This window comes from Paenibacillus sp. JT31N17 (assembly GCF_056269255.1).
The window spans coordinates 115,549-137,868 of the sequence record NZ_JBWDNP010000018.1 but is presented as its reverse complement, the minus strand read 5'-3'; the positions used below and the strand labels follow the sequence as shown (position 1 = coordinate 137,868).

The 22,320-nt window shown below is 49.7% G+C and carries 28 protein-coding genes and 1 tRNA gene; 18 read left to right on the top strand and 11 right to left on the bottom strand.

Annotation, left to right across the window (positions count from 1 at the left end; translation table 11 throughout):
* Positions 1-36: 36 nt before the first annotated feature.
* The 3 genes from AC0YOB_RS33420 to AC0YOB_RS33410 all read left to right on the top strand — a co-directional run bounded on the left by AC0YOB_RS33420 (position 37) and on the right by AC0YOB_RS33410 (position 1,671).
* A complete protein-coding gene (locus tag AC0YOB_RS33420) occupies positions 37-213 on the top strand; it encodes a hypothetical protein (protein ID WP_210046883.1) in 177 nt (58 codons plus the stop codon).
* A gap of 27 nt (positions 214-240) precedes the next feature.
* Positions 241-384 carry a small acid-soluble spore protein P gene (locus AC0YOB_RS33415; RefSeq protein ID WP_210046882.1) on the top strand — a complete coding sequence of 48 codons (144 nt, stop codon included), beginning with the start codon at positions 241-243 and terminating at the stop codon, positions 382-384.
* A gap of 165 nt (positions 385-549) precedes the next feature.
* The gene (locus AC0YOB_RS33410; RefSeq protein WP_475796464.1) at positions 550-1,671 is read left to right on the top strand and encodes a hypothetical protein; all 1,122 of its coding nucleotides are present in this window, start codon (positions 550-552) and stop codon (positions 1,669-1,671) included.
* Positions 1,672-1,779: 108 nt separating this feature from the next.
* On the opposite strand, the gene AC0YOB_RS33405 is transcribed toward AC0YOB_RS33410, so the two are convergent.
* Both AC0YOB_RS33405 and AC0YOB_RS33400 read right to left on the bottom strand, forming a co-directional pair.
* Positions 1,780-2,613, bottom strand: a complete 834-nt coding sequence (locus tag AC0YOB_RS33405; RefSeq protein WP_475796463.1) for a helix-turn-helix domain-containing protein — start codon at positions 2,611-2,613, stop codon at positions 1,780-1,782.
* A gap of 107 nt (positions 2,614-2,720) precedes the next feature.
* Positions 2,721-2,797, bottom strand: a tRNA-Arg gene (locus AC0YOB_RS33400).
* Between the two features lie 329 nt (positions 2,798-3,126).
* On the opposite strand from AC0YOB_RS33400, the gene AC0YOB_RS33395 reads away from it, so the two are divergent.
* Positions 3,127-3,324 (top strand): Spo0E family sporulation regulatory protein-aspartic acid phosphatase, encoded by a 198-nt coding sequence (locus AC0YOB_RS33395; RefSeq protein WP_475796462.1) that lies wholly within the window; start codon positions 3,127-3,129, stop codon positions 3,322-3,324.
* An 11-nt stretch (positions 3,325-3,335) separates the two neighbouring features.
* Here AC0YOB_RS33395 and tadA read toward each other — a convergent pair whose 3' ends face one another.
* Complete coding sequence (gene tadA, locus AC0YOB_RS33390; protein ID WP_475796461.1) at positions 3,336-3,812, bottom strand: tRNA adenosine(34) deaminase TadA; 477 nt, start codon at positions 3,810-3,812, stop codon at positions 3,336-3,338.
* Between the two features lie 284 nt (positions 3,813-4,096).
* Here tadA and AC0YOB_RS33385 point away from each other — a divergent pair, with 284 nt between their 5' ends.
* Positions 4,097-6,409, top strand: a complete 2,313-nt coding sequence (locus AC0YOB_RS33385) for a PAS domain S-box protein (protein ID WP_475796460.1) — start codon at positions 4,097-4,099, stop codon at positions 6,407-6,409.
* A 182-nt stretch (positions 6,410-6,591) separates the two neighbouring features.
* The gene (locus tag AC0YOB_RS33380; RefSeq protein ID WP_475796459.1) at positions 6,592-7,290 is read left to right on the top strand and encodes a pseudouridine synthase; all 699 of its coding nucleotides are present in this window, start codon (positions 6,592-6,594) and stop codon (positions 7,288-7,290) included.
* 205 nt (positions 7,291-7,495) lie between these two features.
* Here AC0YOB_RS33380 and motB read toward each other — a convergent pair whose 3' ends face one another.
* Positions 7,496-8,308 (bottom strand): flagellar motor protein MotB, encoded by an 813-nt coding sequence (motB, locus tag AC0YOB_RS33375; protein WP_210046877.1) that lies wholly within the window; start codon positions 8,306-8,308, stop codon positions 7,496-7,498.
* Positions 8,292-9,092, bottom strand: coding sequence for a flagellar motor stator protein MotA (motA, locus tag AC0YOB_RS33370; RefSeq protein ID WP_210046876.1), 801 nt, complete (start codon positions 9,090-9,092; stop codon positions 8,292-8,294). The genes motB and motA overlap by 17 nt, the downstream gene beginning before the upstream one ends.
* Before the next feature lie 275 nt (positions 9,093-9,367).
* Here motA and AC0YOB_RS33365 point away from each other — a divergent pair, with 275 nt between their 5' ends.
* The 3 genes from AC0YOB_RS33365 (at position 9,368) to AC0YOB_RS33355 (ending at position 11,387) form a co-directional block, all read left to right on the top strand.
* Complete coding sequence (locus tag AC0YOB_RS33365) at positions 9,368-9,661, top strand: hypothetical protein (RefSeq protein ID WP_210046875.1); 294 nt, start codon at positions 9,368-9,370, stop codon at positions 9,659-9,661.
* Between the two features lie 25 nt (positions 9,662-9,686).
* A complete protein-coding gene (locus AC0YOB_RS33360; protein ID WP_475796458.1) occupies positions 9,687-9,989 on the top strand; it encodes a 4a-hydroxytetrahydrobiopterin dehydratase in 303 nt (100 codons plus the stop codon).
* A 156-nt stretch (positions 9,990-10,145) separates the two neighbouring features.
* On the top strand, positions 10,146-11,387 hold the full coding sequence (locus AC0YOB_RS33355; protein ID WP_475796457.1) for an EAL domain-containing protein: 1,242 nt from the start codon (positions 10,146-10,148) through the stop codon (positions 11,385-11,387).
* 147 nt (positions 11,388-11,534) lie between these two features.
* On the opposite strand, the gene AC0YOB_RS33350 is transcribed toward AC0YOB_RS33355, so the two are convergent.
* Positions 11,535-11,738 (bottom strand): DUF378 domain-containing protein, encoded by a 204-nt coding sequence (locus AC0YOB_RS33350; RefSeq protein ID WP_475796456.1) that lies wholly within the window; start codon positions 11,736-11,738, stop codon positions 11,535-11,537.
* A gap of 135 nt (positions 11,739-11,873) precedes the next feature.
* Entirely contained in the window at positions 11,874-12,389 is a 516-nt protein-coding gene (locus AC0YOB_RS33345) for a GNAT family N-acetyltransferase (protein ID WP_475796455.1), read from the bottom strand.
* Between the two features lie 169 nt (positions 12,390-12,558).
* Here AC0YOB_RS33345 and AC0YOB_RS33340 point away from each other — a divergent pair, with 169 nt between their 5' ends.
* Positions 12,559-12,990 (top strand): universal stress protein, encoded by a 432-nt coding sequence (locus tag AC0YOB_RS33340; protein ID WP_475796454.1) that lies wholly within the window; start codon positions 12,559-12,561, stop codon positions 12,988-12,990.
* 137 nt (positions 12,991-13,127) lie between these two features.
* Here the strand turns inward: AC0YOB_RS33340 and hflC are convergent, their stop codons facing one another.
* Entirely contained in the window at positions 13,128-13,994 is an 867-nt protein-coding gene (hflC, locus tag AC0YOB_RS33335) for a protease modulator HflC (RefSeq protein ID WP_475796453.1), read from the bottom strand.
* A complete protein-coding gene (hflK, locus tag AC0YOB_RS33330) occupies positions 13,991-15,028 on the bottom strand; it encodes an FtsH protease activity modulator HflK (RefSeq protein WP_475796452.1) in 1,038 nt (345 codons plus the stop codon). The genes hflC and hflK overlap by 4 nt, the downstream gene beginning before the upstream one ends.
* 185 nt (positions 15,029-15,213) lie before the next feature.
* On the opposite strand from hflK, the gene AC0YOB_RS33325 reads away from it, so the two are divergent.
* The 5 genes from AC0YOB_RS33325 (at position 15,214) to AC0YOB_RS33305 (ending at position 20,028) form a co-directional block, all read left to right on the top strand.
* Positions 15,214-16,428 carry an MFS transporter gene (locus AC0YOB_RS33325; RefSeq protein ID WP_475796451.1) on the top strand — a complete coding sequence of 405 codons (1,215 nt, stop codon included), beginning with the start codon at positions 15,214-15,216 and terminating at the stop codon, positions 16,426-16,428.
* 15 nt (positions 16,429-16,443) lie between these two features.
* A complete protein-coding gene (locus AC0YOB_RS33320; RefSeq protein WP_475796450.1) occupies positions 16,444-17,301 on the top strand; it encodes a sulfurtransferase in 858 nt (285 codons plus the stop codon).
* Positions 17,302-18,055: 754 nt separating this feature from the next.
* Positions 18,056-18,538 (top strand): DUF2975 domain-containing protein, encoded by a 483-nt coding sequence (locus tag AC0YOB_RS33315; RefSeq protein WP_475796449.1) that lies wholly within the window; start codon positions 18,056-18,058, stop codon positions 18,536-18,538.
* Between the two features lie 10 nt (positions 18,539-18,548).
* Positions 18,549-18,767 carry a helix-turn-helix domain-containing protein gene (locus AC0YOB_RS33310; RefSeq protein ID WP_475790318.1) on the top strand — a complete coding sequence of 73 codons (219 nt, stop codon included), beginning with the start codon at positions 18,549-18,551 and terminating at the stop codon, positions 18,765-18,767.
* A gap of 13 nt (positions 18,768-18,780) precedes the next feature.
* Positions 18,781-20,028 (top strand): DUF4153 domain-containing protein, encoded by a 1,248-nt coding sequence (locus AC0YOB_RS33305; protein WP_475796448.1) that lies wholly within the window; start codon positions 18,781-18,783, stop codon positions 20,026-20,028.
* Positions 20,029-20,177: 149 nt separating this feature from the next.
* Here AC0YOB_RS33305 and AC0YOB_RS33300 read toward each other — a convergent pair whose 3' ends face one another.
* Both AC0YOB_RS33300 and AC0YOB_RS33295 read right to left on the bottom strand, forming a co-directional pair.
* Entirely contained in the window at positions 20,178-20,492 is a 315-nt protein-coding gene (locus AC0YOB_RS33300; protein WP_475796447.1) for a hypothetical protein, read from the bottom strand.
* Positions 20,485-20,853 (bottom strand): DUF6864 domain-containing function, encoded by a 369-nt coding sequence (locus AC0YOB_RS33295; protein ID WP_475772034.1) that lies wholly within the window; start codon positions 20,851-20,853, stop codon positions 20,485-20,487. Before AC0YOB_RS33295 ends, AC0YOB_RS33300 begins: the two co-directional genes overlap by 8 nt.
* Before the next feature lie 283 nt (positions 20,854-21,136).
* Here AC0YOB_RS33295 and AC0YOB_RS33290 point away from each other — a divergent pair, with 283 nt between their 5' ends.
* From AC0YOB_RS33290 to AC0YOB_RS33280, 3 genes are read left to right on the top strand one after another with little or no spacing between them, the layout of a single operon-like run.
* Positions 21,137-21,586 carry a MarR family winged helix-turn-helix transcriptional regulator gene (locus tag AC0YOB_RS33290; RefSeq protein WP_475796446.1) on the top strand — a complete coding sequence of 150 codons (450 nt, stop codon included), beginning with the start codon at positions 21,137-21,139 and terminating at the stop codon, positions 21,584-21,586.
* A gap of 18 nt (positions 21,587-21,604) precedes the next feature.
* On the top strand, positions 21,605-21,931 hold the full coding sequence (locus tag AC0YOB_RS33285; RefSeq protein WP_475796445.1) for a luciferase domain-containing protein: 327 nt from the start codon (positions 21,605-21,607) through the stop codon (positions 21,929-21,931).
* Positions 21,928-22,299 carry a VOC family protein gene (locus tag AC0YOB_RS33280; protein WP_475796444.1) on the top strand — a complete coding sequence of 124 codons (372 nt, stop codon included), beginning with the start codon at positions 21,928-21,930 and terminating at the stop codon, positions 22,297-22,299. Before AC0YOB_RS33285 ends, AC0YOB_RS33280 begins: the two co-directional genes overlap by 4 nt.
* The last annotated feature ends 21 nt before the right edge of the window (positions 22,300-22,320 follow it).

The window sequence follows — 22,320 nt, the reverse complement described above, 5'->3', positions numbered from 1 at the left end:
GATTGGTCAGCAACTGAAAGGGAGGCTACGCCGCTTATGACTAAAAATAAAGGCAGCGCCGATAAAAACTTGAGCAATGTTGTAGAGGCGCTTGATATCAATCCCGTTAACAGCCATCATGCCCAGCAGCTTCAGCAGGACAAGAACGATCGCCGCCATCAGGATGCGCTCAATCATGATGAGCCGACCGATTTGAAGCATCCGCGCAGCTAAAAACCAGCAAGAAAGGAGGGCAAAGCGATGAGCAAGCCAGACAGTACTCCGGTCCCTAATCCTTATGACCATCAGGAGAAGCCAAAAACTCACAATCAACAAGAGCCATTATCTGGATCCAAGAAGGTGAAACAGCTCAATCATACACGTCATCACAATCCTCAAGGCTGATAAGCTAAAGATTTGGTAAATAATGATTATAGCCCTTTTTTTCCGGTTAATTAACCGGGAAGCAGGGGCTTTTTTTATATGCCTGAAAACAGACAATAGTCTTTTCGAACTGGCAATTATGGTTTAGAATGAGAGTTGCGTTAGAAAATGGAGGGGAAATCCGAGATGAAGAGAATCAAAACCGGATTCATTGTTTTACTGGCTGTCATGATGGTTGTCGTGGCAGGCTGCAGCAAGGGGAAGCCGCCTAAAGAAGCCGTTACTTCGGCATTAACCAACATGCAGGAAGCCAAATCCATGAGCTTCAAAGGAACCTTTGGCATTGACAACATTACCCTGCCGGACAGTGCCGCAATGGACAGTACAAATGCTGCCGTGGCATCTGGAGTCGTTAATTTTCTTAAAGGCGCTGCGATCAATATGAATGGTGTCATGCAGACGGACCCGCAGCATGCCGAGTTCACACTGGATATGGCGCTTGGCAGTGAAGATATGAAATTCAATCTGAAAATTCCGATTATCGTGACGGATGAGAAGGTATGGGTTAAAGTGCCAACTATCCCGGGCTTCCCCATTCCCGAAACGATTGCCGGGAAATTTGTCGAGATTGATGTGAAGAAGCTCGCTGAAGAGCAGGGTGGAGCTGCCATGCCGGATGCGGCAACCATACAAAAAATGAGTCAAGACATGATGAAAACAACCCTTGATAATTTTGATGAAAAGACCTATTTCAGCGAGCCCAAAGCCGGAGATATCAAATGGCTGCCGGAGGACTATAAAGCTGACCAATTTGTCCGCTTTTCGATTAATCCGCAAAATTTTGAGACAGCAATCACCACTGTAATTGAAAAAGTTGCACCCCAGATCATCGATCTTATTCTTAACAATGAAGCATATATGAAAACACTCCAGGCCAGCAAGGAAGATCTGGAGCGGGCCAAAGCGGAATTGGAAGGCAAGGAAGAAGGCGAAGTGAAGGATGCGATTGCTGAGGTCAAGAAATCCCTTAAGGTCAATGAATTCACGTTGACGAGCGGTATCAAAGACAATTATCTGACGTATCAGGATATGACGATGAATATGGACTTTATTGATGAGGCCGACACAACCAGGCTCGCGGCTCATATGTTTATGACGTATGCGGATATCAACAAGGACGTGACATTCGAATACGGAATCCCGACAGATGCGATTCCTGTGGAACAGCTTCAGGAACTGCTGGTCCCGCAAGGATTGGGCGATATGTCTGGCATAGAAGAGCTGCCGGATTCCACGAAGGGGCGTTGAGTTGATTTTCCGCATTGTCTTGAAATAATAAAAAAGTGCGTTCTTCGAGCCCAGAGCTCAAGAACGCACTTTTTTATTATTAAGGCGAGTTATGGAACCATACACTGCTTATTGTTTGCTGATTTGGCGGTAGCCGGAGGGTGTGAAGCCGCTATGCTCCTTAAACAGGCGGGAGAAATAGAATAAGGTCATCCCTACACGCTCTGCCACTTCGGAGACGGGCATGTCCGTGGTAGACAGCCATTGTTTGGCTTTGTCGACACGCATGGCGTTGAGATACTGAATGGGAGAACTTCCGGTGAACTGTTTAAATACCTGGATGAAATAATTGGGATGGTAATGAACCAGCTTGGCCAATTCGTCGATTGTCAGCTGTTCTTCAAACCGCTGCTCCATGTAAGAGATCGCGGTATGGATCTTATCAACGACAGCAGAGCTCCGATTGAGCTTGATTTCCCCGATTTGCTCGATGAAGCAAGCCATGATCTCCATAATCAGCGAATTGACACGAAAGCTCGCGGCGATCGTATCACGCTGGATATACTGCTTCAGCGAGGCGAAAAGGAAGATCCAATGCTTCCAGCGCTCTTCATCGTCGACAGTGAGAATATACGGAGTTTCCATAATATCGAACAATCTCAAATCGCCCAAGGTCGCGGTGAAATGACACCAGTACTTTCCGTAGGTTTCATCGCTGATGGTGGAATAGCTTTGGCGTACGCCTGCAGGCATCAGTACCACCTGTCCCTTGACGGGATAATACTCCTCATCCTCGATTCGAATGAGACCTGCACCCTCCTGGATCAAATAAAAACGGTTAAAGGTGGGAACATGATCGGATTCCTGCCAGGAACGCTGTACCTTGGTATATTCTGCGGTCCACACCTGGAAGCGGGCAGAAGCCAGAAGCTCTTCCCACAAGCGGCTGTTTTCATCCGGCATAAAGGTTGTACTCTCCCTTTTTGGGCATATATTAGAGATATCATGAAAAAATAATTGCCCTGCTTCGATGGCAGAGATCGAGGCAAGGCAAGAGGCTTCGGGTAAAATGGCGCGCCCGATACGATTCGAACGTACGACCTGCAGTTTAGGAAACTGTCGCTCTATCCTGCTGAGCTACGGGCGCGCGGCAACATTTATAATATCACGTTTCCTTTAGGCTGTGCAAGCCTTAACGAGGAACAGTGAGAAGCAAATGCAGGGAAACAGTTAAACAGCGGTAAACGGCCGGAGTAAGAACAAGGAACTAGAATTTCCTGATCCTCCACAAATAATCCTGACAATCGAACGATTTTCATCGAATGAAGCGGGTTCCTGTTGGTTTGTGTCGAAATATTCCCTAAAATACTGTCGAATCCTCGACATGTTTTTACAAAATCCTGTAATCGATAGGGGTATAATTAACGTGTTACTGTTTGTAACCCAAGAGGTGATAGGAGCGATTAGCAAGGAGTCATGAACGAAAAAAAAAAGCTGCTCGACGAGTTGCACGTTCTTCGCATCAGACTTTTGGAGGCTGCGGAGACGCGCGGAAGTTTAACCGACCCAGAAGTTCTTGCTATCAGTGAAGCAGCCGATCAGCTTATTGTCACCCTACAATATATTCAGAAAAGAGAGTTAAACCGGCAGAGACATCCTACTCCTTTATCATAGCAAATCATCACCTACAACCGCCCTCTTAATCGACGAAAAAATTGCGTGAGCAAAGCTGAGCATTCTTCCTGCAAGAGTCCGCTGACAAGCTGGGTCTCATGATTGAACCGCGGTTCCTGCAGTAAATTCATTAACGTACCCGCACAACCCGCTTTCGGGTCGGCTGTGCCGTACACGACTTTTTTTACACGGCTTTGGATAAGGGCTCCCGCACACATCGGACAAGGCTCCAAGGTTACATACAGGGTGCAATCCAGCAGACGCCAGGCGCCGAGCTTGCGGCTGGCCTCACGTATGGCAATGATTTCGGCATGCGCGGTGGGGTCCATAGAGGTCTCGCGTAAGTTATGTCCTCTACCGATGACTTCATCGCCATGTACGATTACCGCCCCGATGGGAACCTCCCCGAGCTGCTCGGCTTTCAATGCTTCTTCAATCGCTTCCTGCATCCATTGCCGGTCTTTGTCCTGAAAATAAAAGTTATCCATAGAACGTTTCCTCCGTCTAACTCGACATATTGTGCCACGAACAGATATTCGTTGTTAACAGCATGTGCATAAAATTGTGTATAACTGATCCGTTATGCACAGATTTATACACATCGCTGAAATTAATTTGTGGATTTGGGGATAAAATTGTGGATAACTATGTGAATAGTCACTTTTTTGACCAATTTCAGTCTGTAATCATGGCTGCAGTTACTTTCATTTTATGACAAATATGTTATGATCCAAGTAGATGTCCACAAGCGTGCAAAAGGGTGTGTCGTTAGTTGTCGGTAAAAACGAAGCTATCGTTCATGATTTCGTTCATCGTATTTTTGCTGCTGATTGTTAATGTGATTTTGAACGAATATTCGACCAGAGTCAACATGAAGGCTGAGGTTGAATCAAATATGACCCATATCAGCGAGCAAATCGCCGCCTCGGTAGCCCAGCACACCAGAGAGTATGAATTATTGCAATCGGTATTCGACGAAAAGCTGAAGATGGCTTCAATGGAAACAGCCAAGCGGCTGCAAGACAGCGCAAATCCCGTTACCAGTGAACAGCTGGAACAGCTGGCCAGTCAGCTGGGTGTAACTCAGCTCTCGCTCATTGTACCCATAGATGGAGAATATATCATCAAGCAATCTTCCGATTCGCAGTTAAGCGGACTTAATATGAAAAGCCTGGGGAAGCCGGAGCAGCTGCTAAAGCAGGGACTTACCAATCATTCAAGTGAAGCGCTGCAGAGATTGGGTTATTATTTCTGGTCCGGACCCATCGAAATAAATACAGCTTCAACGACTATGGCCTATCCCGGCAAGTGGGGATTCTATTTGCTGAACGATCAGGAATCTATCATTGGCAGCTATATTCAAAATAATCAAACGGAGGGCTATGGGGAAATTAACAGTCCCACTTCCGTATTATCCCAAACCATGACTAATAATCTGATTATTCTGGAGATCAGCGGCTTCAATCCGTTATTATTCGGCAAAGAGCCCGTCGGTGAAATCCCGAAAATGACCAGCGCGCAGCAGATGGCGGAGCATCCGGTTTCATTCGGCAGCTATCATTACCGGCAGCCTCAAATGGATGAGAGAAATATTCTTGCGGCATCCCGGGGCCAGAAGGTTTTTCGGTATACCACCGTTCATGGCAAGGATGTGATAAAAAGCTTTGTCAAAGTCGCCGCTCCTGTCCCTTATGTTATTGGCCTGGTGTTGGATGGACAGCCGCTAACGAATAAAATCGATGAACAGCGCAACAACCAGATATTTATTTCCGCTATTCTTCTTATTATTGTCGTGTTCTGCAGTTATTGGTTGTCCGATATTCTGATACGTCCCATCCGTTCGATTTTGTGGAAAATCAATGAAGTTTCCTATGGACGTTTTGATAATTCAATTGAAGTCAAGCGCAAGGATGAGCTTGGGCAGCTGGCCCAGCGGGTCAATGCCATGTCCAAGAACCTCGGGATTTATATGACCAAGCTCAAACTGGCATTCGAAGAGAACCGTTCAATGAAGGAATATTTGGAATCCTTCATTAACCATACGACGGATGCGATCCATGTGGTTGATCTGAGCGGACGCATTACCCAGGTGAACCGGGCATTCGAGCAGCTGTTCGGATATACAGCGGATGAGGCAACAGGTCATACCCTTCCGCTGGTTCCGGAGCATTTGCATATGGAAGAGCTGCAAATGATGGAAGGGCTCAAGTCGGGCAAACACTTGACGGCCAGGGAAACGATCCGGGTCAACAAAAGCGGGGAGTGGATCGCCGTCAGTGTGACGACATCGCCGATCAGGGACAAGCATGGAACGATCCACGCGATTGCGAGCATCACCCGCGACATGACGGGCCGCAACAAAATGGAGGAGCTGCTGCGCCGCTCAGAGAAGCTCACGACGGTCGGACAGCTGGCGGCAGGGGTCGCCCACGAAATCCGCAACCCGTTGACCACGCTTCGCGGATTTCTGCAGCTCCAATTGGAGACAAACAAGCTGAATACCCGGCATGTCGATATCATGCTCTCCGAGCTGGACCGGATCAATCTGATTGTGGGAGAGTTCCTGATCCTCGCCAAGCCCCAGGCTACCCGGTTTGAGGAGAAGGATGTCCGTTTTATTCTGGGGGATGTCATATCCCTGCTCGACAGCCAGGCTCATCTATGCGATATCGAATTTATTGCCAACTTCAACATGGACTCCTGCCTGATCTCATGTGAGGAAAATCAATTGAAGCAGGTGTTCATCAACCTGCTGAAGAACGCCATTGAGGCGATGCCGGACGGCGGGGAAATTCAGGTCAACATCGACAGCAAGGGAAGCAGCGAAGTGTCCGTATCCATAATCGATGAAGGAATCGGCATCCCGGAGGAAATGATCTCGAAGCTCGGCGATCCTTTTTTTACCGGTAAGGATAGCGGCACGGGGCTTGGGATTATGGTCAGCCAGCGGATTATTGAAAGCCATCATGGTTTGATGGAGATCAGGAGCAAGGTCGATGTCGGCACAACGGTAACGATCACCCTGCCGCTTATTCAGAAGCCTCGGGAAGAGACAAGCGAAGATCAACCGAATCATGTACAATAGAACAAAAGATGCACAGGCAGAACAACGGGGCGGTGAAATCATACAACACTGTCGTGCGGCCAACAAAATGCAAAGCCACATACAGATATAACTTGCGGGTTGCGGTGCGCATATATGAGAAGGATCAAATTGCTGTAGCTGCAGCGACATACAAAGCAAACGGTGCGGGGTGAACTTTCAGCTTGAGAATTAACAAATTTATTAGTGAAACCGGATATTGTTCCAGACGGGAAGCAGACAAGCTTGTCGAATCGGGACGCGTGACGATTAACGGTATAACAGCAGAGCTCGGGAGTCAGGCGGAGCTTGAGGATGATGTAAGAGTGGATGGGGAGCCGATAGGCGAGCAGAAGAGCCATGTGTATCTTGCGCTCAACAAGCCGATTGGCATTACAAGCACAACCGAAGCTCATATTGAAGGCAATATTGTTGATTTTATCGGTCATGAGGAGCGGATATTTCCGATTGGGCGTCTGGATAAGGATTCGGAAGGACTCATTCTGCTGACCAATGACGGAGATATTGTGAATCGTATTCTGCGGGCAGAAGGAAGGCATGAGAAAGAATATATCGTAACCGTTGACCGGTCGCTTACGCCGCGGTTTCTCAAGGCGATGAGCGAGGGCGTCCGGATTCTGGGCAGCATGACGCTTCCCTGCAAAGTGACGAAGGAAGGGGACCGTGTCTTTCGTATTATTCTGACAGAAGGTAAAAACCGCCAGATCCGGCGGATGTGCGCAACCTTCGGATATCAGGTGCACGGCCTTCGCCGCGTCCGCATTATGAATATTCATCTTGGTGAGCTCGGAAGAGGCAAGTGGCGTGACCTGACAAAAGGCGAGCTGCAGGAGCTGATGGCGCTGCTGGAGAACCAGGGTTGAGAGGGCGGGCAATAACGAGCTGAATATGCAAGTGCCTCTTGAGAGCGGCATAGCTCTGAGGTTGGACCGCAATCTCGCATATAAATGAATAAACCAAAAACCAACGTTTCCAGCAGATATGCCGGATATAAGTTGGTTTTTTTGTAAGGTACATTTATATAAGGTTATGTGGAGGATTGACCAAGACTTGAAATAATAAGAGTCTTTAGGCTTTTGGGGTTGCCGGAATTTCCTGGGCCTTGGTGGCATCCATGAATTTACGGATAATGGATACTTCCACGCGGCGGTTCTTGGAGCGGCCGAGCGCCGTATCATTGGTGTCCACGGGACGATACTCTCCGTAGCCGATAGCGCTGAACAGCTTCGGATTCAGGTTCTTGTTGAGCAATAAGACATCCATGAAGCGTATGGCACGTGAGGAGCTCAAATCCCAATTGGATTGAAATTCCGCGGTCGAAATCGGCTCATTGTCGGTATGCCCGGATACGACGATTTCATAGTCGGAATAAGGCTGCAGCATGTTCGCGATCGCTTTCGCAAGTATGCGCGCCTCCGGCTTGACTGTGGAGCTGCCGGATGGGAAGAGCGCATTGTCGCTTATCGTAATCATAAGCTGCGATTGATTAAGCTTTGTATCAAGCTGAGTTGTGAGGCCGTTCGTCTGGATGTATTTATCAATCTGCTTCTTGAGATCCTCCAGCTCCTGCTGCTCCTGCTTCATCAGCTCATTGCGCTTCGCATCGGTGGTGGCATCCTCCGGCTTGGTCTGGTTTTTGTCATCCCGGTCCAGATCCTCGCCATTGCTGACGACGGAGGTATTATCCAGAACGCCGACACCGCTGTCGAGAGCCACGTTAAACGCTCTGCTCATATCCTCAAACTTCTTGGAATCAACGGAGTTCATTGCATATAATACGATGAACAAGGCGAGCAGGAGGGTAAGCAAATCGGCATAGGGGATCAGCCACGACTCGTCGGCATGTTCTTCGTGATGCTCGCTTTTATGCCTTCTGCTCATTGCCCTCCGCCCCCTTCTCACTCATTTTCAAACGTTGAGTAGGTGTTAAGTATACAGACAGCTTCTGATTGATTGCGATGGTCGATACACCGGATTGAATGGACAGGAGGCCTTCAACCATCATCAGGCGAAGCTCGACTTCGCGTTTGGAGAGACGCTTGAGCTTGTTGGCAATAGGATGCCACAGCACGTAACCGGTGAAAATCCCGAGCAGGGTAGCAATGAAGGCCGCTGCGATCGCATGCGCCAGCTTCTCCATGTCGCTCATATCTGCCAGTGCGGCAATCAGACCGATAACGGCGCCGAGAACCCCGAGTGTAGGAGCATACATGCCGGCCTGGGAGAAAATCAGGGCCCCGGCGCGGTGGCGCTCTTCTGTAGCGGATATATCCTCAAGCAGCACGTCGCGTACAAAATCCTGATCGTTCCCGTCTATAATCATCCGCATTCCGTTGCGAAGAAAAGGATCCTGGATATCATCGACCTGGGTCTCAAGTGCAAGGAGGCCTTCGCGGCGGGTGATGGTAGCCCAGTCCATGAATAAGCTGATAAGCTCTTCACGCGGCAGCAGCTTCTGTGCGATGAAAGTCATCTTGAGCAGCTTAGGGAATTTTGCGATCTCGTTCATGGGAAAAGCAATGAAGAGAGAAGCTGCGGTACCCACGATAATGATCGTGAACGCAGCGGGGTTGACCAGACTGTTGAGCGGCGCATGCTTGAGCGCCATACCAAGAATAACAGCCACGAGCCCAAGCACAATACCAATAATCGTTGATTTTTCCATGACACACCTCGTCCGATAAAATATTGACAATGGGATAGCTGCCGACTAAAGGCATCTCGGATCCCGTTGTTAGAATTGCAGGGCGGTACACGGAGTGTCCGGCTGACAAAATAAAACTTCTTTCGACAATGCAGTCTATATCTATTTATCGTCAAAATCAGCGTGTAGATTAGAGCAATTTGGATGTTTTAGAAGCAATTGATTATTTTTTATGTGATATTCGTGTAAAATGATGATGAAGAAGCTCCATTTGAGGGTAAAGGTGGTTATAAGAGATGGGCGTTAAGCACGCTAGAGAATATACCGACATTTTGAAGGATCTGACCGAGGCAATCGGGTCGATTGAGGACAGTTATACTTTTTTTGAAATGGAACGGGCGGACTGGATGGCGCTTGAGCCGCAGCAGCGGACCGAGCTGATGGAGGTTCTGGCGGATGACCTGTTCTACGCGCTTGGCGAGGATTCCGTCATAGAAGTCGGGCAGGGAGTGGTCAATTACCGTTCCAAACACCATTGCATCGAGGTTTCGGTCGATGGGAAGGAAAGCCGGATTGTCCGCCTGATTTAACCCGTTGGATGAAGGAGTGAGTATCGTGGCCAGAGTGGAAAAACTGCCGAAGGCGATAGTGGATGAAGCGATATCGGGACTTGAGAACTGGGATCGCGAGGATGAGAAATGGATGCGGGGCAGCTACAAGCTGGGATCGTTCAAGGATGCGATGTCATTCGCCCAGCAGGTCGCCGTTATTGCCGAGGAGATGGATCACCATCCATATTTCATCATCGATTACAAGAAGGTCATTCTTCGATTGAGCACTCTGGATGCTGGCGGCTTGACGGAGCTGGATATCCAGGCCGCCAAACGCTACAATGAGGCTTCGCTTGCTTATCTTTAGGAAATAGAAGGCAAACAACCGGATGTGTGGACTCCAATGCCATGTACCTATGGCAGTTCTGGCCCTTTACAACGATTCGACACTATTTTACAATAAGAAAAAAGTGTTAATTGTTAGTAAACATGACATTAAGATATCATGAGGGGCGCGGCGGCGATGACGGAAGCACACAGCATGACGTGGTCAATGGAAGAGAATACGGTTGATCAACTCATCCCGTTTTACCAGCCGGTGCTTGCGCTCGATACCAGGCTGATTATGGGCTACGAGGCGCTTGGCCGTATTCGAACCCGTCAGGGAGTACGCAGCCTCGGGCCATTTTTTGAAAACAAGGCGATATCGATGGGGGAGCAAATTCGCGTTGACCGGCTCTTGCGGGAGCAGGCGCTGGCCAAATTTGCCGCGGATTCCGCAACGTCGGACCGGGGGATGCTGTTTCTGAATTTAAAGCCCTCCTGGATTTTTCAGACCTATGCGGATACCGGGGAACTGCCGACGCTTCGGCTGCTGGATAAGTATGGTGTCGATCCTGGCCGTGTGGTGATCGAGATTACGGAGGAGTCGTTTCTGGATCCTATGGAGCGGCTGCGGGCTGTTGTCGACGTTTACCGCAAGGAAGGCTGCCGGATTGCCATAGACGATGTAGGCAGCGGATTCAGCAATATGGACCGGATTGCGCTGATTCAACCCCATATTCTGAAAATCGACATCCATATGCTCCAAAAAAGCGAACTTCACAGCGGCTATTACGGCGTTCTTCGTTCCTTCTCCACGCTGGCCGACCAGATCGGCGCTTCGCTGCTGCTTGAAGGTGTGGAAACGGAGCAGGAGCTGCAGCGCGCCATCGAGATTGGCGCGAGGTATGTGCAAGGGTATTTGTTTGCTCCGGCAGAGCCGGAGTTCAGGCCCTCGGACAGCTTTGCCGGACTGATCGAACAAGGGCTGGAACAGCGCCGCTCGCGCATCATTCTGGCTGAGCGTTATTGGACTTCCGAGGCGGAGAAGCTGCGGCTTATTGTGGAAGCGGCCTGGGAGGCAAGAGCGGGAGGGTGCCCGGAAGAGGCGGAGGATACCGTTATCGAGCAAATTCTCCCCAAACTGGAGGCATCCTGTATCCGCGTTTATATGTGCAGGGAAGACGGCATTCAGATCTCATCCAACTATCATCGGATTATGGGAGAAGACTGGAAGCGGGAGGCAGCCTTCCGAGGGCTGAATTGGAGCTGGAGGCCTTATTTTATCCCGACTTCAGTGGAGCTCGAGGGAACGATGCGCGCCGCGGTGTCCAGAACCTATACGGATCTAGATTCCTTCGACCGCATTCGAACAATCTCGATGCCGGTGGGCAGACGCGGCCTGTTATTTGCGGATTTGATCGACCCTGAAGGGGAAAGCTGACAATCTCAAGGCATGACATAATAAAGAAGACATACCGGCTGCTCGGCGAGAGGAGCGGGTATGTCTTTTTGTTATGATCGAGGGAAGAAACTAAAGCTAGCGCCGCCAGTGGACGGCGAAGCGATCACTTCTTATAAAAATGTGATGTTAATTCTCAGAGGATACTTTAGGAAATAAGGACAGGGCATAGAGCGCGGACAATCCTACGATAATGTAAACGATTTTGGCGCCGACTGTGTCCGAACCGTCGAAAATTTCCGAGACCACATCATACTCGAACAGACCGACCGATAGCCAATTCAACCCTCCAATGATGAGAATAATCAAGCCAATGATATTCAACGTTTTCAAAATGGACCCGCCTCCTTGAAAATGGTATGCGAAGCACGAGAACGAAGCTGATGGATACGCTGCGCTCTTCACACCCCATAATACGATTATGCAAGGCAGGGAAATTTTAGTACGTATCGCGAGTGCCCCACATTCTTATGAGGCATTCATCGGCTCGGGAGAGTAGGTCATGCAATGCACTTCAATTGGGCCGTCGACCGTCCGCCTGATATAGGTATCGGTAATCACAAACCCGGCTTTCTCATAGGTGCGGATCGCCCGCAGGTTCCACACATGCACTTCAAGATCCAATATATCCTCAGGCGCGCGGCTGATTCCTTCAGCGATGATGGTTTGCAAAAATTGCAGGCCAAGCCCGTGCCCGCACAAATCCGGACGCATGCCCAGACCAATCCGGGTAACGCCGAGCAGAGGGAAGAACTGGATAAATCCGATCAAATCGCCATCCGCATCCACGACTGCGCAGTACTGTTTTTCTCGGATCTCGGGGTCGCCGAACTCCAGCCCCAATTGCAGCATGACCTCCCATGACGACCAGTTATAGAAATCAAAAGGAGGCTCATAACGCCAGCTGCAGAGCTCTTCGGCCTGCTGGGGCGAGAGCGCCGTTACGGTAAAGCTGGAATTATTGGCCGTACGTATGAGATTCATGTTTAGGCAAGCCTCCTAATGGGGATCATGACGGAAAGGATGATTGTTATTATAGCAAATTGGCACGGATTCTAGTGGAGGAAATATCCGCCTGACGGTTTGAAATGTCTTCCTGACGGTTAAATAATAATAGGTATTGCCGAAGATGTCCACACAAGGAGGAATTTCCATGCTTTTTTCTCATATCGTGGTCGCTTATGACGGTTCTATGGCTTCTGTGAAAGCACTTAATACCGCAATTGAGCTGGTGGAAAAGAAGCAGGCGAATAGAATTACCGTGGTTCATGTGTACAGTGTTCCCTACATGGCGATTGCGGATTCGGTTGTATCGGTGCCGAACTCCGTACAGCAGGAATGGCTGGAGAAGGCGCAGAAATTGCTCGCTGATGCCAACGAGAAGATCTCACAGCTGCCTTATGCAAATACGGTTATACTGGAGGGCAGTCCGGCTGAAGCCATTCTGCAGTATACGGAACAAAACGGGGGCAATCTGATTGTGATCGGCAGCCGCGGACTTGGTGGACTACGCGAATTTATGATGGGCAGCGTAAGCCACAATGTCGCCCAGCATGCGAGTGTACCGGTGCTTATTATTAAATAAAATACCAGTGAAGCTGTCCATTTGGAAGCAGTCAGAATAGATATTAAAAGGGCCGTAATCCCCGCGCACAAGCGTTGGGTTTACGGCCCTTTTTCACGAAAATAACCAGAAAAGGCGGCTCCTGCTTGCAGCAGGGTTTATTTGCCCAGCAGAATCCGGGTATAAGGCGAATCAATCGGCATGAGAATAACCGGCTCGTTGGAGAGTGTCGTCACATAGCTTTCCAAGGTACGGTAGAAGCTGTAGAACTGAGGGTCTTTTCCGTACGCCTCGTTATAGATTTTGGCGGCTTCCTGCTCGCCCTGGGCAATAATTTTCTTGGCGTCGGCTTCTGCCTGGGCCAGAAGCTCGGTTGCCGTGCGATCGGCCTTGGACGTGATTTTGCGGGATTCCTCGTCGCCTTCGGACAAGTAGCGGGCCGCGATTGACTGCCGGTCCGAAATCATCCGGTTATATACGCTCTGCTTGTTCTCTTCCGGCAGATCGGTCCGTTTGATCCGGACATCGATAATTTCAATGCCGTAGTTATCGCGTATGAGGGCAGTGGAAACGTCAGCCGTAATTTCATCGTTAATATTGCCGCGTTCCGTATTCTCGCTGATAATATTGTCATAATTGATTTCCGACAGCTTGCGCCGGACCGAGTTGTATACGGCTTCATCGATCCTCTGTATACCCACCGATATGGTCTGGGCTGTCTTGAGGAAGAATTCAGGGTTGTCAATCCGCCACACCGTATAGTTGTCAACGATGATCGGCTTCTGGTCTTTGGTCAGAATGGCGGTAGGATTGCTTTCATAGGTCATCTGGTACTTGGGCAGGGTTGAGACATTTTCAATAAAAGGAATTTTGAAGGCCAGGCCGGGTGCTTTCTCTACCCTGACAGCCTCGCCGAATTTGAGCACTACCTTGTACTCGCCTTCTTTGACAATGAACATGGAGGTGAAGCACAGGATGATCACAACGACAGCCCCGGCTAAACTCAGAATCATTCGTTTACTCATGGCGTTGAACCTCCCGAGGTCGTACCGGATGATGTGGTAGAAGGTGTGGTCGTTGTCGTGTTCGTTGTGCTGCCGCTGCGCAGAAGCTCATTGATTGGCAGATATTTCACGGTGTCCCCGGCTGAATCAGAGATGAAGATTTTGGCCTTCGGCAAAATTTTCTCCAGTGTCTCGACGATCAGACGGCTTTGAGTAACATCTGGATTTTTCTTGTATTCAGTGAAAATGGCGTTAAACTGGGCGACATCGCCCTCTGCGTTCAGAATCCTGGATTTCTTCGTCCCTTCCGCATTCTCGAGGAGCGCCTGCGCCTCACCGCGAGCTTTGGGGATTTTGTCATTCTCGTATTTGGTTGCGTTGTTGATCTTCGTATTCTTCTCCTCGCGGGCGTTGGTAACCTCGCGGAAGGCTTCTTCGACCTGACCGCTTGGCGGTTCGATGTCCTGGAATTTAATATCGATAATCTGCATGCCGGTGTGGTATCTGCCCTGCAGCTCCAGCAGTCTTTCGCGGACCTTATCCTGGATCTCGGTCTTCCCGTCGGTGATGGCATAGTCGAGCTTCTCTGACCCGATAACCGAGCGGATGGAGGAGCTGGAGGCATTGCGCAGAAATTGCTCCGGATTATCAATGTTGAATAGGTATTCATGAATATTGCTGATTTTCCACTGGACGACGGCGTCGGCTGAGACTATATTCTCATCGCCGGTAATCATCATGGCTTCTTCATCAACCGGCGTAATGGTCGCCCCGTCTTGACGGTAGCCGATGTAAATGCGCTGCGTCAGCTCGGCGGGTACGATAATGACCTGCTGAATCGGAAAGGGCCATTTGAAATGCAGCCCGGCCGTTGTCTCGCCTGTATATTTGCCGAAAGTCAGAATAGCGGCTCTTTCCTGTTCCTGTACCGTGTAGAAGCTTGAATATCCAATAATAATGACAAGCAGGATCACGACCCCGATCGCGATCTTTTTGAACAAGCCTGGCGGCAATTCGGGTTTGTTCTTCTTACTTTCCATTCCCACAAGTTCCATTCAATCACGTGCCTCCCTTATCTTATTTCTGTATAAATCTGTCTCTGTAGGAAGTCTATACGCAACGAGGGGTATATAGGTCTCATAAATAAATTTTACCCGGATAGTTAGGTCTTCCTTGATAAATTCCCCGCGTGGTATGATAACGGGGTCTGCATATGGGAATCAGGAAGGGAATTATACGTATGGCTCGATTGGTTTTTTTGGGTTGTGTCGCTTATTTTGTTGTCGGGTTAGGGCAGCTCGTTGTTGGAGCTGTGATGGAGCCCATGGTCCATGCTTACGGGATTCATTACGGAGATGGCGGACAATTGGTCATGAATTCGTTCCTGGGCGGCATGGTGGGCGTTCTGCTGGCGCCCTGGATGATCAGACGGATCGGCAAGAAACCGCTGCTGCTGCTGGCCCTGGGCATCATTGTGGCAGGGGAAGCGGTATACGCGCTGCAGCCGCCCTGGGGATGGATGCTGTCTGCGGCGCCGTTCGCCGGATATGGTCTGGGAACGATGGAAGCGATCGTCAGCGCGTTCATCATTGGCGCTTCTGCCGGCAATGCCAACGTGGCGATGAGCCGGGTGGAGGTATTCTTCGGCGTTGGAGCGCTGCTGATGCCATTCGCCGGGGCGGCGCTCATTGCAAGCGGACATTGGGTCGCGGCTTTCGGCGTCGTAGGCGGAATGGCTATCGTAACCTTGGTCCTGTGGCTGCTGTTCTGGCCGTCTATTCTGGATCGTCCAGCCGTTCATCAGGCTCATGAAGTGAATGAGGCCGGGCAAATGCCCAGCCGTTCGCGCATCATAGCTGTGCTGACCGCTTGCTGCACCTTCTTCATCGTGTATGTCGGGATGGAGATGAGTTTTGTTCATTATCTGCCATCGCTGCTCGTGCAGAGTAATGGACTTACGGAGGAAGCGGCTTCGCTTTCCTTAAGCGCCTTCTGGGGCGCGATGGTGCTGGGCAGGCTGGCAGCCGGCCAGATGGCGGACCGATGGGGCGGCGCGGCGTATCTGTTCACAACCTGCGCCGTAACTTTTGTGCTCTTCGTGCTGATGGGCGGCTTCGGAGGACCGTGGGCGATGTTCCTGTTCACCTTCGCGGCAGGGCTTGCGATGTCGGGGATGTTCGCCATTGCTCTTGTGTTCGCCAATCGCGCGCTGCCCGGCATGACAGAGCGGACCATCAGCCTGCTGATGGCCTGCGGCGGGATCGGCGGAGCGTTCATGCCCCGCCTAACGGGATGGTTCCTGGACGAAAATGGTGCGGACGCTACGCGTTGGCTGTTCGCAGGCTATGCGCTTCTCATGTTTGGTGTCGTGATTTGGGCCTTGCTTGTATCAAGGACAAAAAAGCAGTCCATGCAGACTGCAAACCATGTAAGACTTCATTCCACTCATTCGTAAAGGAGACAAGCCTATATGAAAGCTATTGTAACGGCAGCCTGGCTGGCCGGGCATGCACAGGACAAGGACTTGGTCATCGCGGATTGTCGATTCCGCCTGGATGATGTCGCTGCGGGAGACAGCGCCTATCAAGCGGCTCATCTTCCCGGGGCTGTCCGTCTGGATCTGGACCGCGATCTTACGGGGGCGAAGGGCGAGCACGGGGGCCGGCATCCGCTGCCGGATCTGGCGCAGCTGGCCGCGAAGCTTGGCTCGCTTGGCATCGGCAACGGGACAACGGTCGTGGCTTACGACGACCAAGGCGGCGCTATGGCCTCGCGTCTATGGTGGCTGCTGAGGTATATGGGACACGATGCCGGGGCTTACATTCTGGATGGCGGGTATACCGGCTGGGAGAAGGCGGGTTATCCGCTGGATTCGGCGGTTCCTGAGCCGAATCCGCAGACGTTCAGCCTGCAGGTCCGCGAGGGGCTGACCGCGGACGTGGAGGAAGTGCGCGGCAAGCTGGGCCAGCCGGGTGTCGTGCTGGTCGATTCCCGCGAAGCGCCGCGCTACCGCGGCGAAGCGGAGCCGATTGACCGCGTAGCCGGGCATATCCCCGGTGCGGTCAACCGTTTCTGGGGCGAAGGCCGCGGCGCAGACGGAGCCTGGAAGAGCGCCGAGGCGCAGCGGGAGCGCTTCGCGGATCTGTCCAGGGACGATGAGATCATCGTCTACTGCGGTTCTGGCGTGACCGCCTGCCCGAACGTGATGGCATTGGAGGCGGCGGGTTTTACCCGGGTGAAGCTGTATCCGGGGAGCTGGAGCGATTGGATATCTTACAGTGAGAACCCGATCGCGACGGGGAACGAAGAAGAGAGAAAAGACGAATAGTTTATGCGGAGTGCAAATACAGAGCGTGGCGGGATGACCGCCCGCTCTGTATTTTTGATGTCTTCAAGTCAACACGGAGTCAGTAGCTGAAGAAGCGAACGTATCTGCTTTTGCTATTCGCCACTTCAAAAAACAAGGGTGGTGTATACATGAATATAATCGGCCTGCTGGATGCAAATCGCTTAAGGCACGATAAAAAAAGGGCTTTGATTCTTGAAGCTATGGAAGCCGTCACCGGAAAAAATCCTGAAATCGCTGATTTAGAATAGCTGGAATTTGCTCAAGAATGGATTACCTCACAATCGAATAGTTTCCGGGGTTATATGCGCTTGCAACAATTATTCTTATCCCTCAGTACGCAAATAGTGACCTGTATGATGTTATAGCAGCTTTATGCGAACAAGAACAAGAAAATGGTGTGAAAAATCAATATCTCAGTAGTCTTCAATGGCATATGAATTCCGGGTACAGAGCGCGGGGAGATAACGACCGCTGCTCTGTATTTTTTTTGAACGATCAGAAAGTCCAAAATGTGGCCTCATCTTTTCTGATCGTTTTGAGGAAGAAACTAACTTTACGCATAAGGACGGCTAAGCCGTTTCTTCTTATATAAACACAAGAACGGCCGGAAATCCTTTTCTAAGCTGCGGATTTTTTAACAACAAAAATATATCTAATATCGTCATAAACATATTGTAAAACGATAAATATATGTTAAAATCGAATTAATTCTTCTAAAGTGAGGGGCTTTTTTATGAAACGAGGAACAACACTATTTTTAAAGGTAGCTGTTATTCTTATTGGAATCCCAGTTCTTGCTTTATGCATCTTTTTGGTGCCTGAGATCGCGAATTATGCGGTGGAATTGTATCCGGATATTACGTATTTGAAACATCTCGTGTTTATCGATATTTATGCATCGGCGATCCCTTTTTACTTCGCTCTGTATCAAGCTTTTAACCTTTTGAGCTACATTGACAAGAACACGGCGTTCTCGGAATTATCCGTGCGGGCTTTAAAGACTATCAAAAACTGCGCGATCGCAATCAGCGTCTTGTATGCGGCAGGCATGCCGCTCTTTTATCTCATCGCGGAGAAAGACGATGCCCCGGGAATCATCGTCATTGGATTGACTATTATTTTTGCCTCGATGGTGATTGCCGTTTTTGCCGCCGTTCTCCAAAAGCTCTTAAAAGAAGCTATCGATATCAAATCGGAAAATGACCTGACGGTCTGAGGTGAATATTATGGCGATCATAATCAACATTGATGTGATGTTGGCTAAACGAAAAATGAGCGTAACCGAACTTTCGGAGAAGGTTGGAATCACAATGGCTAACCTGTCCATATTAAAGAACGGAAAGGCAAAAGCGATTCGATTATCCACTTTAGAGGCGATTTGTAAGGCTTTAGCATGCCAGCCGGGAGATATTTTAGAATACAAAAGCGACGAGACCGAAGCATAAGGGAGGCATAACGATGGACAATAACAATCTCATTACCGAAAACATGGATAATCCCCGTGAGCTGGAGAGAATGTTTAGAAAAACCCCCGAAGCCTTTAAAAAGTCATTCTCCTACGCATGGGAACAAAACCCCGATTCGCAGGTTCTTGCCGTTTGGCAGGAAAGACTGCATTTCAAGGAGACGGAAAATACAGAAAAAACCTCTTTGTTCCGGAAAAATTTCTTATTCTTGGGTATTTTAGCAATCCTGGCGGGGATTAGCACGAGGCTCCTTTTTCATTTTACCGAACAGGAAGCAATAGCCCCGATTAACCTTGTTTTCGGCATACTTCCTTTTATGGCTATCTATTTTGTATACAATAACCCCTCTAATAAAAGCGTGATCTATACCCTTTCATCGTTATTCCTGATCTCCGGATTTTATCTGAATATGCTCCCGCTAGAGAATAAAGACAGCATTATCATGGCTTATCTTCACCTTCCCATTTTCTTGTGGGTAGTTATGGGCCTGGCATTTACTGGAAATGAATACGGCAGAGGCAGCGCAAGATTAGCCTATCTTAAATTTAATGGGGAATTTGGCATCCTGTACGCCTGCATGGCCATAAGCGGAATGGTGCTGACCGCAATAACGATGCAGTTATTTAGATTTGTCGGTACGGATATTTCGGAATTCTACTTCAAAAATGTCGTTTTATTCGGTGCTGCCGCCCTGGCGATCGTAGCTGCATATTTGGTATCAAGGGACATTAAGCTTGCAAAAAATATAGCGCCCTATATAGCCAAAATTTTCAGTCCGCTTGTACTGGCCACATTGCTGGTCTACTTTATAGCGGTTATTTGGATTGGAAAAAATCCATTCCTGGACCGCGATTTCCTCTTGGTTTTCAACGGAGTGCTCCTTAGCGTATTGGCTGTCACCATTTTCTCAATTACCGAACGCGGCACGGACGAGAAAATGAACGTTTCCGATTATATTAATATTGCCCTCATCGCCCTTGCTCTTATCATTGACGGTGTTGCTTTATCGGCCATCGTGTTCAGGCTTTCTTCTTATGGGATTACGCCCAACAGACTTGCTGTTTTAGGCGTAAACCTGCTGATTTTTGCCAATCTCATTTGGATTATTCTTTCTTATGTGCGTTTTCTACGAAACAAAACCGGACCGTCAGCTATTCAGGATGCCGTTACGAAGTATTTGCCGGTCTACGGACTGTGGGCTGCTTTCGTTACCTTTACTTTTCCTTTGTTGTTTAATTAGAAAGGGATTGTATTAAAACATTTCTATTGCGACTGTTATTCAGCATATTGTCGAATGCCACAAGATCGTGCAGTGAATCCGAAATGAGTGAGGTAGTGCAGCCGTAGTGACTGGATCAGCTATGGGGGCAATCCCCGCGTGCAGCTAACTCAGCTCACGTTATCTTTCGACCGCGACCCTATCAAGTAGCCGATAATCGTCGATTCGACGGGGATCACCACGAGCGTCCACATATCCTTTAATCCAAAGTCGGCCGAACGGTACCGGTCGGGCGTCAACGTATAGACAAGGGCGATGAGAAGAACGCCGAGTGCGATCGTCCCTACGATATACAGGCGTACATTTTCTCCTGATCCGAAAAATTTGCCAAGAAAGCCGAGCTCCGCTTTGCGTTTATCACTTTCCGCGTTAGCCGCTATGATCTTGCTGGCTACTTTCGGGTCCTGGATTTCGATCTTATTCATGCTCCGTGACCCCCTCGCCCGAGAAAAATGTAAATGTCAGCGCCCAGGACGACGCATCGAAATTTATGGTCACCTCGTAACGCAGAGAGAGCTTGCGGTTGTTCAGGACGCCAAGATGGACCATGTCGTCGTTGCCGGTCGGCTTGCCTCTTGGAAAGTTGACACACGCGATCCGGACCTCATTGTAACGAACAAGCCGGATATCCGTCATGAAATCGTCCCTCGACGGTTCGTGTTCGATGCAGAAGACGAATGTTAACGGATCGTTTTCTTCCGACAACACGATTTCGATGGGACTCATCCCATAGGCGAATACTCTGCCGTGATACACAACTTCGAATCCTCCAGACGTAATTTTCATCTTTATCCCTCCGAGGCGATCTGTCATCGTACGAGCTTCCTTGTTATAGTGTACGAACGAGTGGACGGGTTCATGTCAACAGTCGGTCTGCCCGCGTGAATTGCACATCGGGGAACGACCGGCTAAACTGTATGGCGAGACGGCTGTGTTTCTCCTTGCGCCAAAGAAACACGGCCCTTTTTGTTCACTGCATAATTTTTCGTCCTAATAGTTGCAATAACCTCCTATTTCGCATATACTGAAATTAGTTGCAATAACATCCTATATGGGGAAGGTGAAAGAGATGGAAGCGGATTGGGCCCATGAATCCACGGGAGCTGTTGAATCGCACGGGAAGTACATTTCGGCCATTTATCGCCATATGCAGGTTCTGATCGCAGCCGAGCTGGCGCCTTTTCGCATCGGGAGCGGGCAGTATATTTTCCTGATGGCGATCTCGGGCCAGGAGAAAATCACGCAAAAGGCGCTGAGCGAGGATCTGCTCATCGATAAGACAACGACCGCGAAGGCGATCGCCAAGCTTGAAGCCGAGGGATACGTGCGGAGGGAAGCCGATCCCGCCGATAACCGCTACCAGCTGCTCTATCTGACGGAAGCGGGCAGGGCGGTGGTTCCGAAGGTTCAGGAAGGATTGAACCGCATCAAGAACATCGCCCGAAAGGGCATTAATGACGAGGAGTATGCGTTCATGCTGAGCCTGTTGAAAAAAGTGCTCCGCAATGTGAGCGAATAGAAGGGGAGGCGTTGATCCATGAGTACGAGTGAAAAGGCCGGCTTTACCGATGAGCTGCTATCTTGGAGAGGGGTGACGGTACAGCCCCACCGGTTTGGAGGAATTGAGTTTCAGCTGGAAGGCAAGGAAATCGGACATCTTCACGACGATCGCCTCTTTGATCTGCTTTTGCCGAAGGCTGAGCGCGATATGTGGATTCGTGCGGGAAAAGCGGAGCCGCATCATATTTATCCGGAGTCGGGCTGGATATCCATTTATATGAGAACTGAGGAAGACATTGCCCATGCAATCGAAATTGCGCGTGCCAAATACGAACGAATGACAAGAAGGGGGATGGAATCATGATTATGGCTTGCCCGTTTATCGTGGTCGAAAATTGCAAAGAAGAGATCAAGTACTATCGGGACGTGCTTGGCGGCGAGATTAACATTTTGAGAAAACAGGGGGATGAGGTCTTAAACGCGGATCTGCATCTGGGTGGCGTTACAATTAAATTTGGCGACACACAGGCAGCCAGGCCTTCATTGAAGGGCGATTATGTGAGGGTCTTCCTGAAGATCGAGACGGAAGAAGCGTTTCGCCACATATACGGACAATTCGCGGCAGGCGGCCATATTAATACGGATGTGTACGAGGCTCCGTTCAACGGATTGCTGGCCGTCGTCACGGACCGGAACGGCGTATGCTGGGTGCTTTCTTACTACCGGGAGTAGCTGAAAGGACTGGAGTCAGCC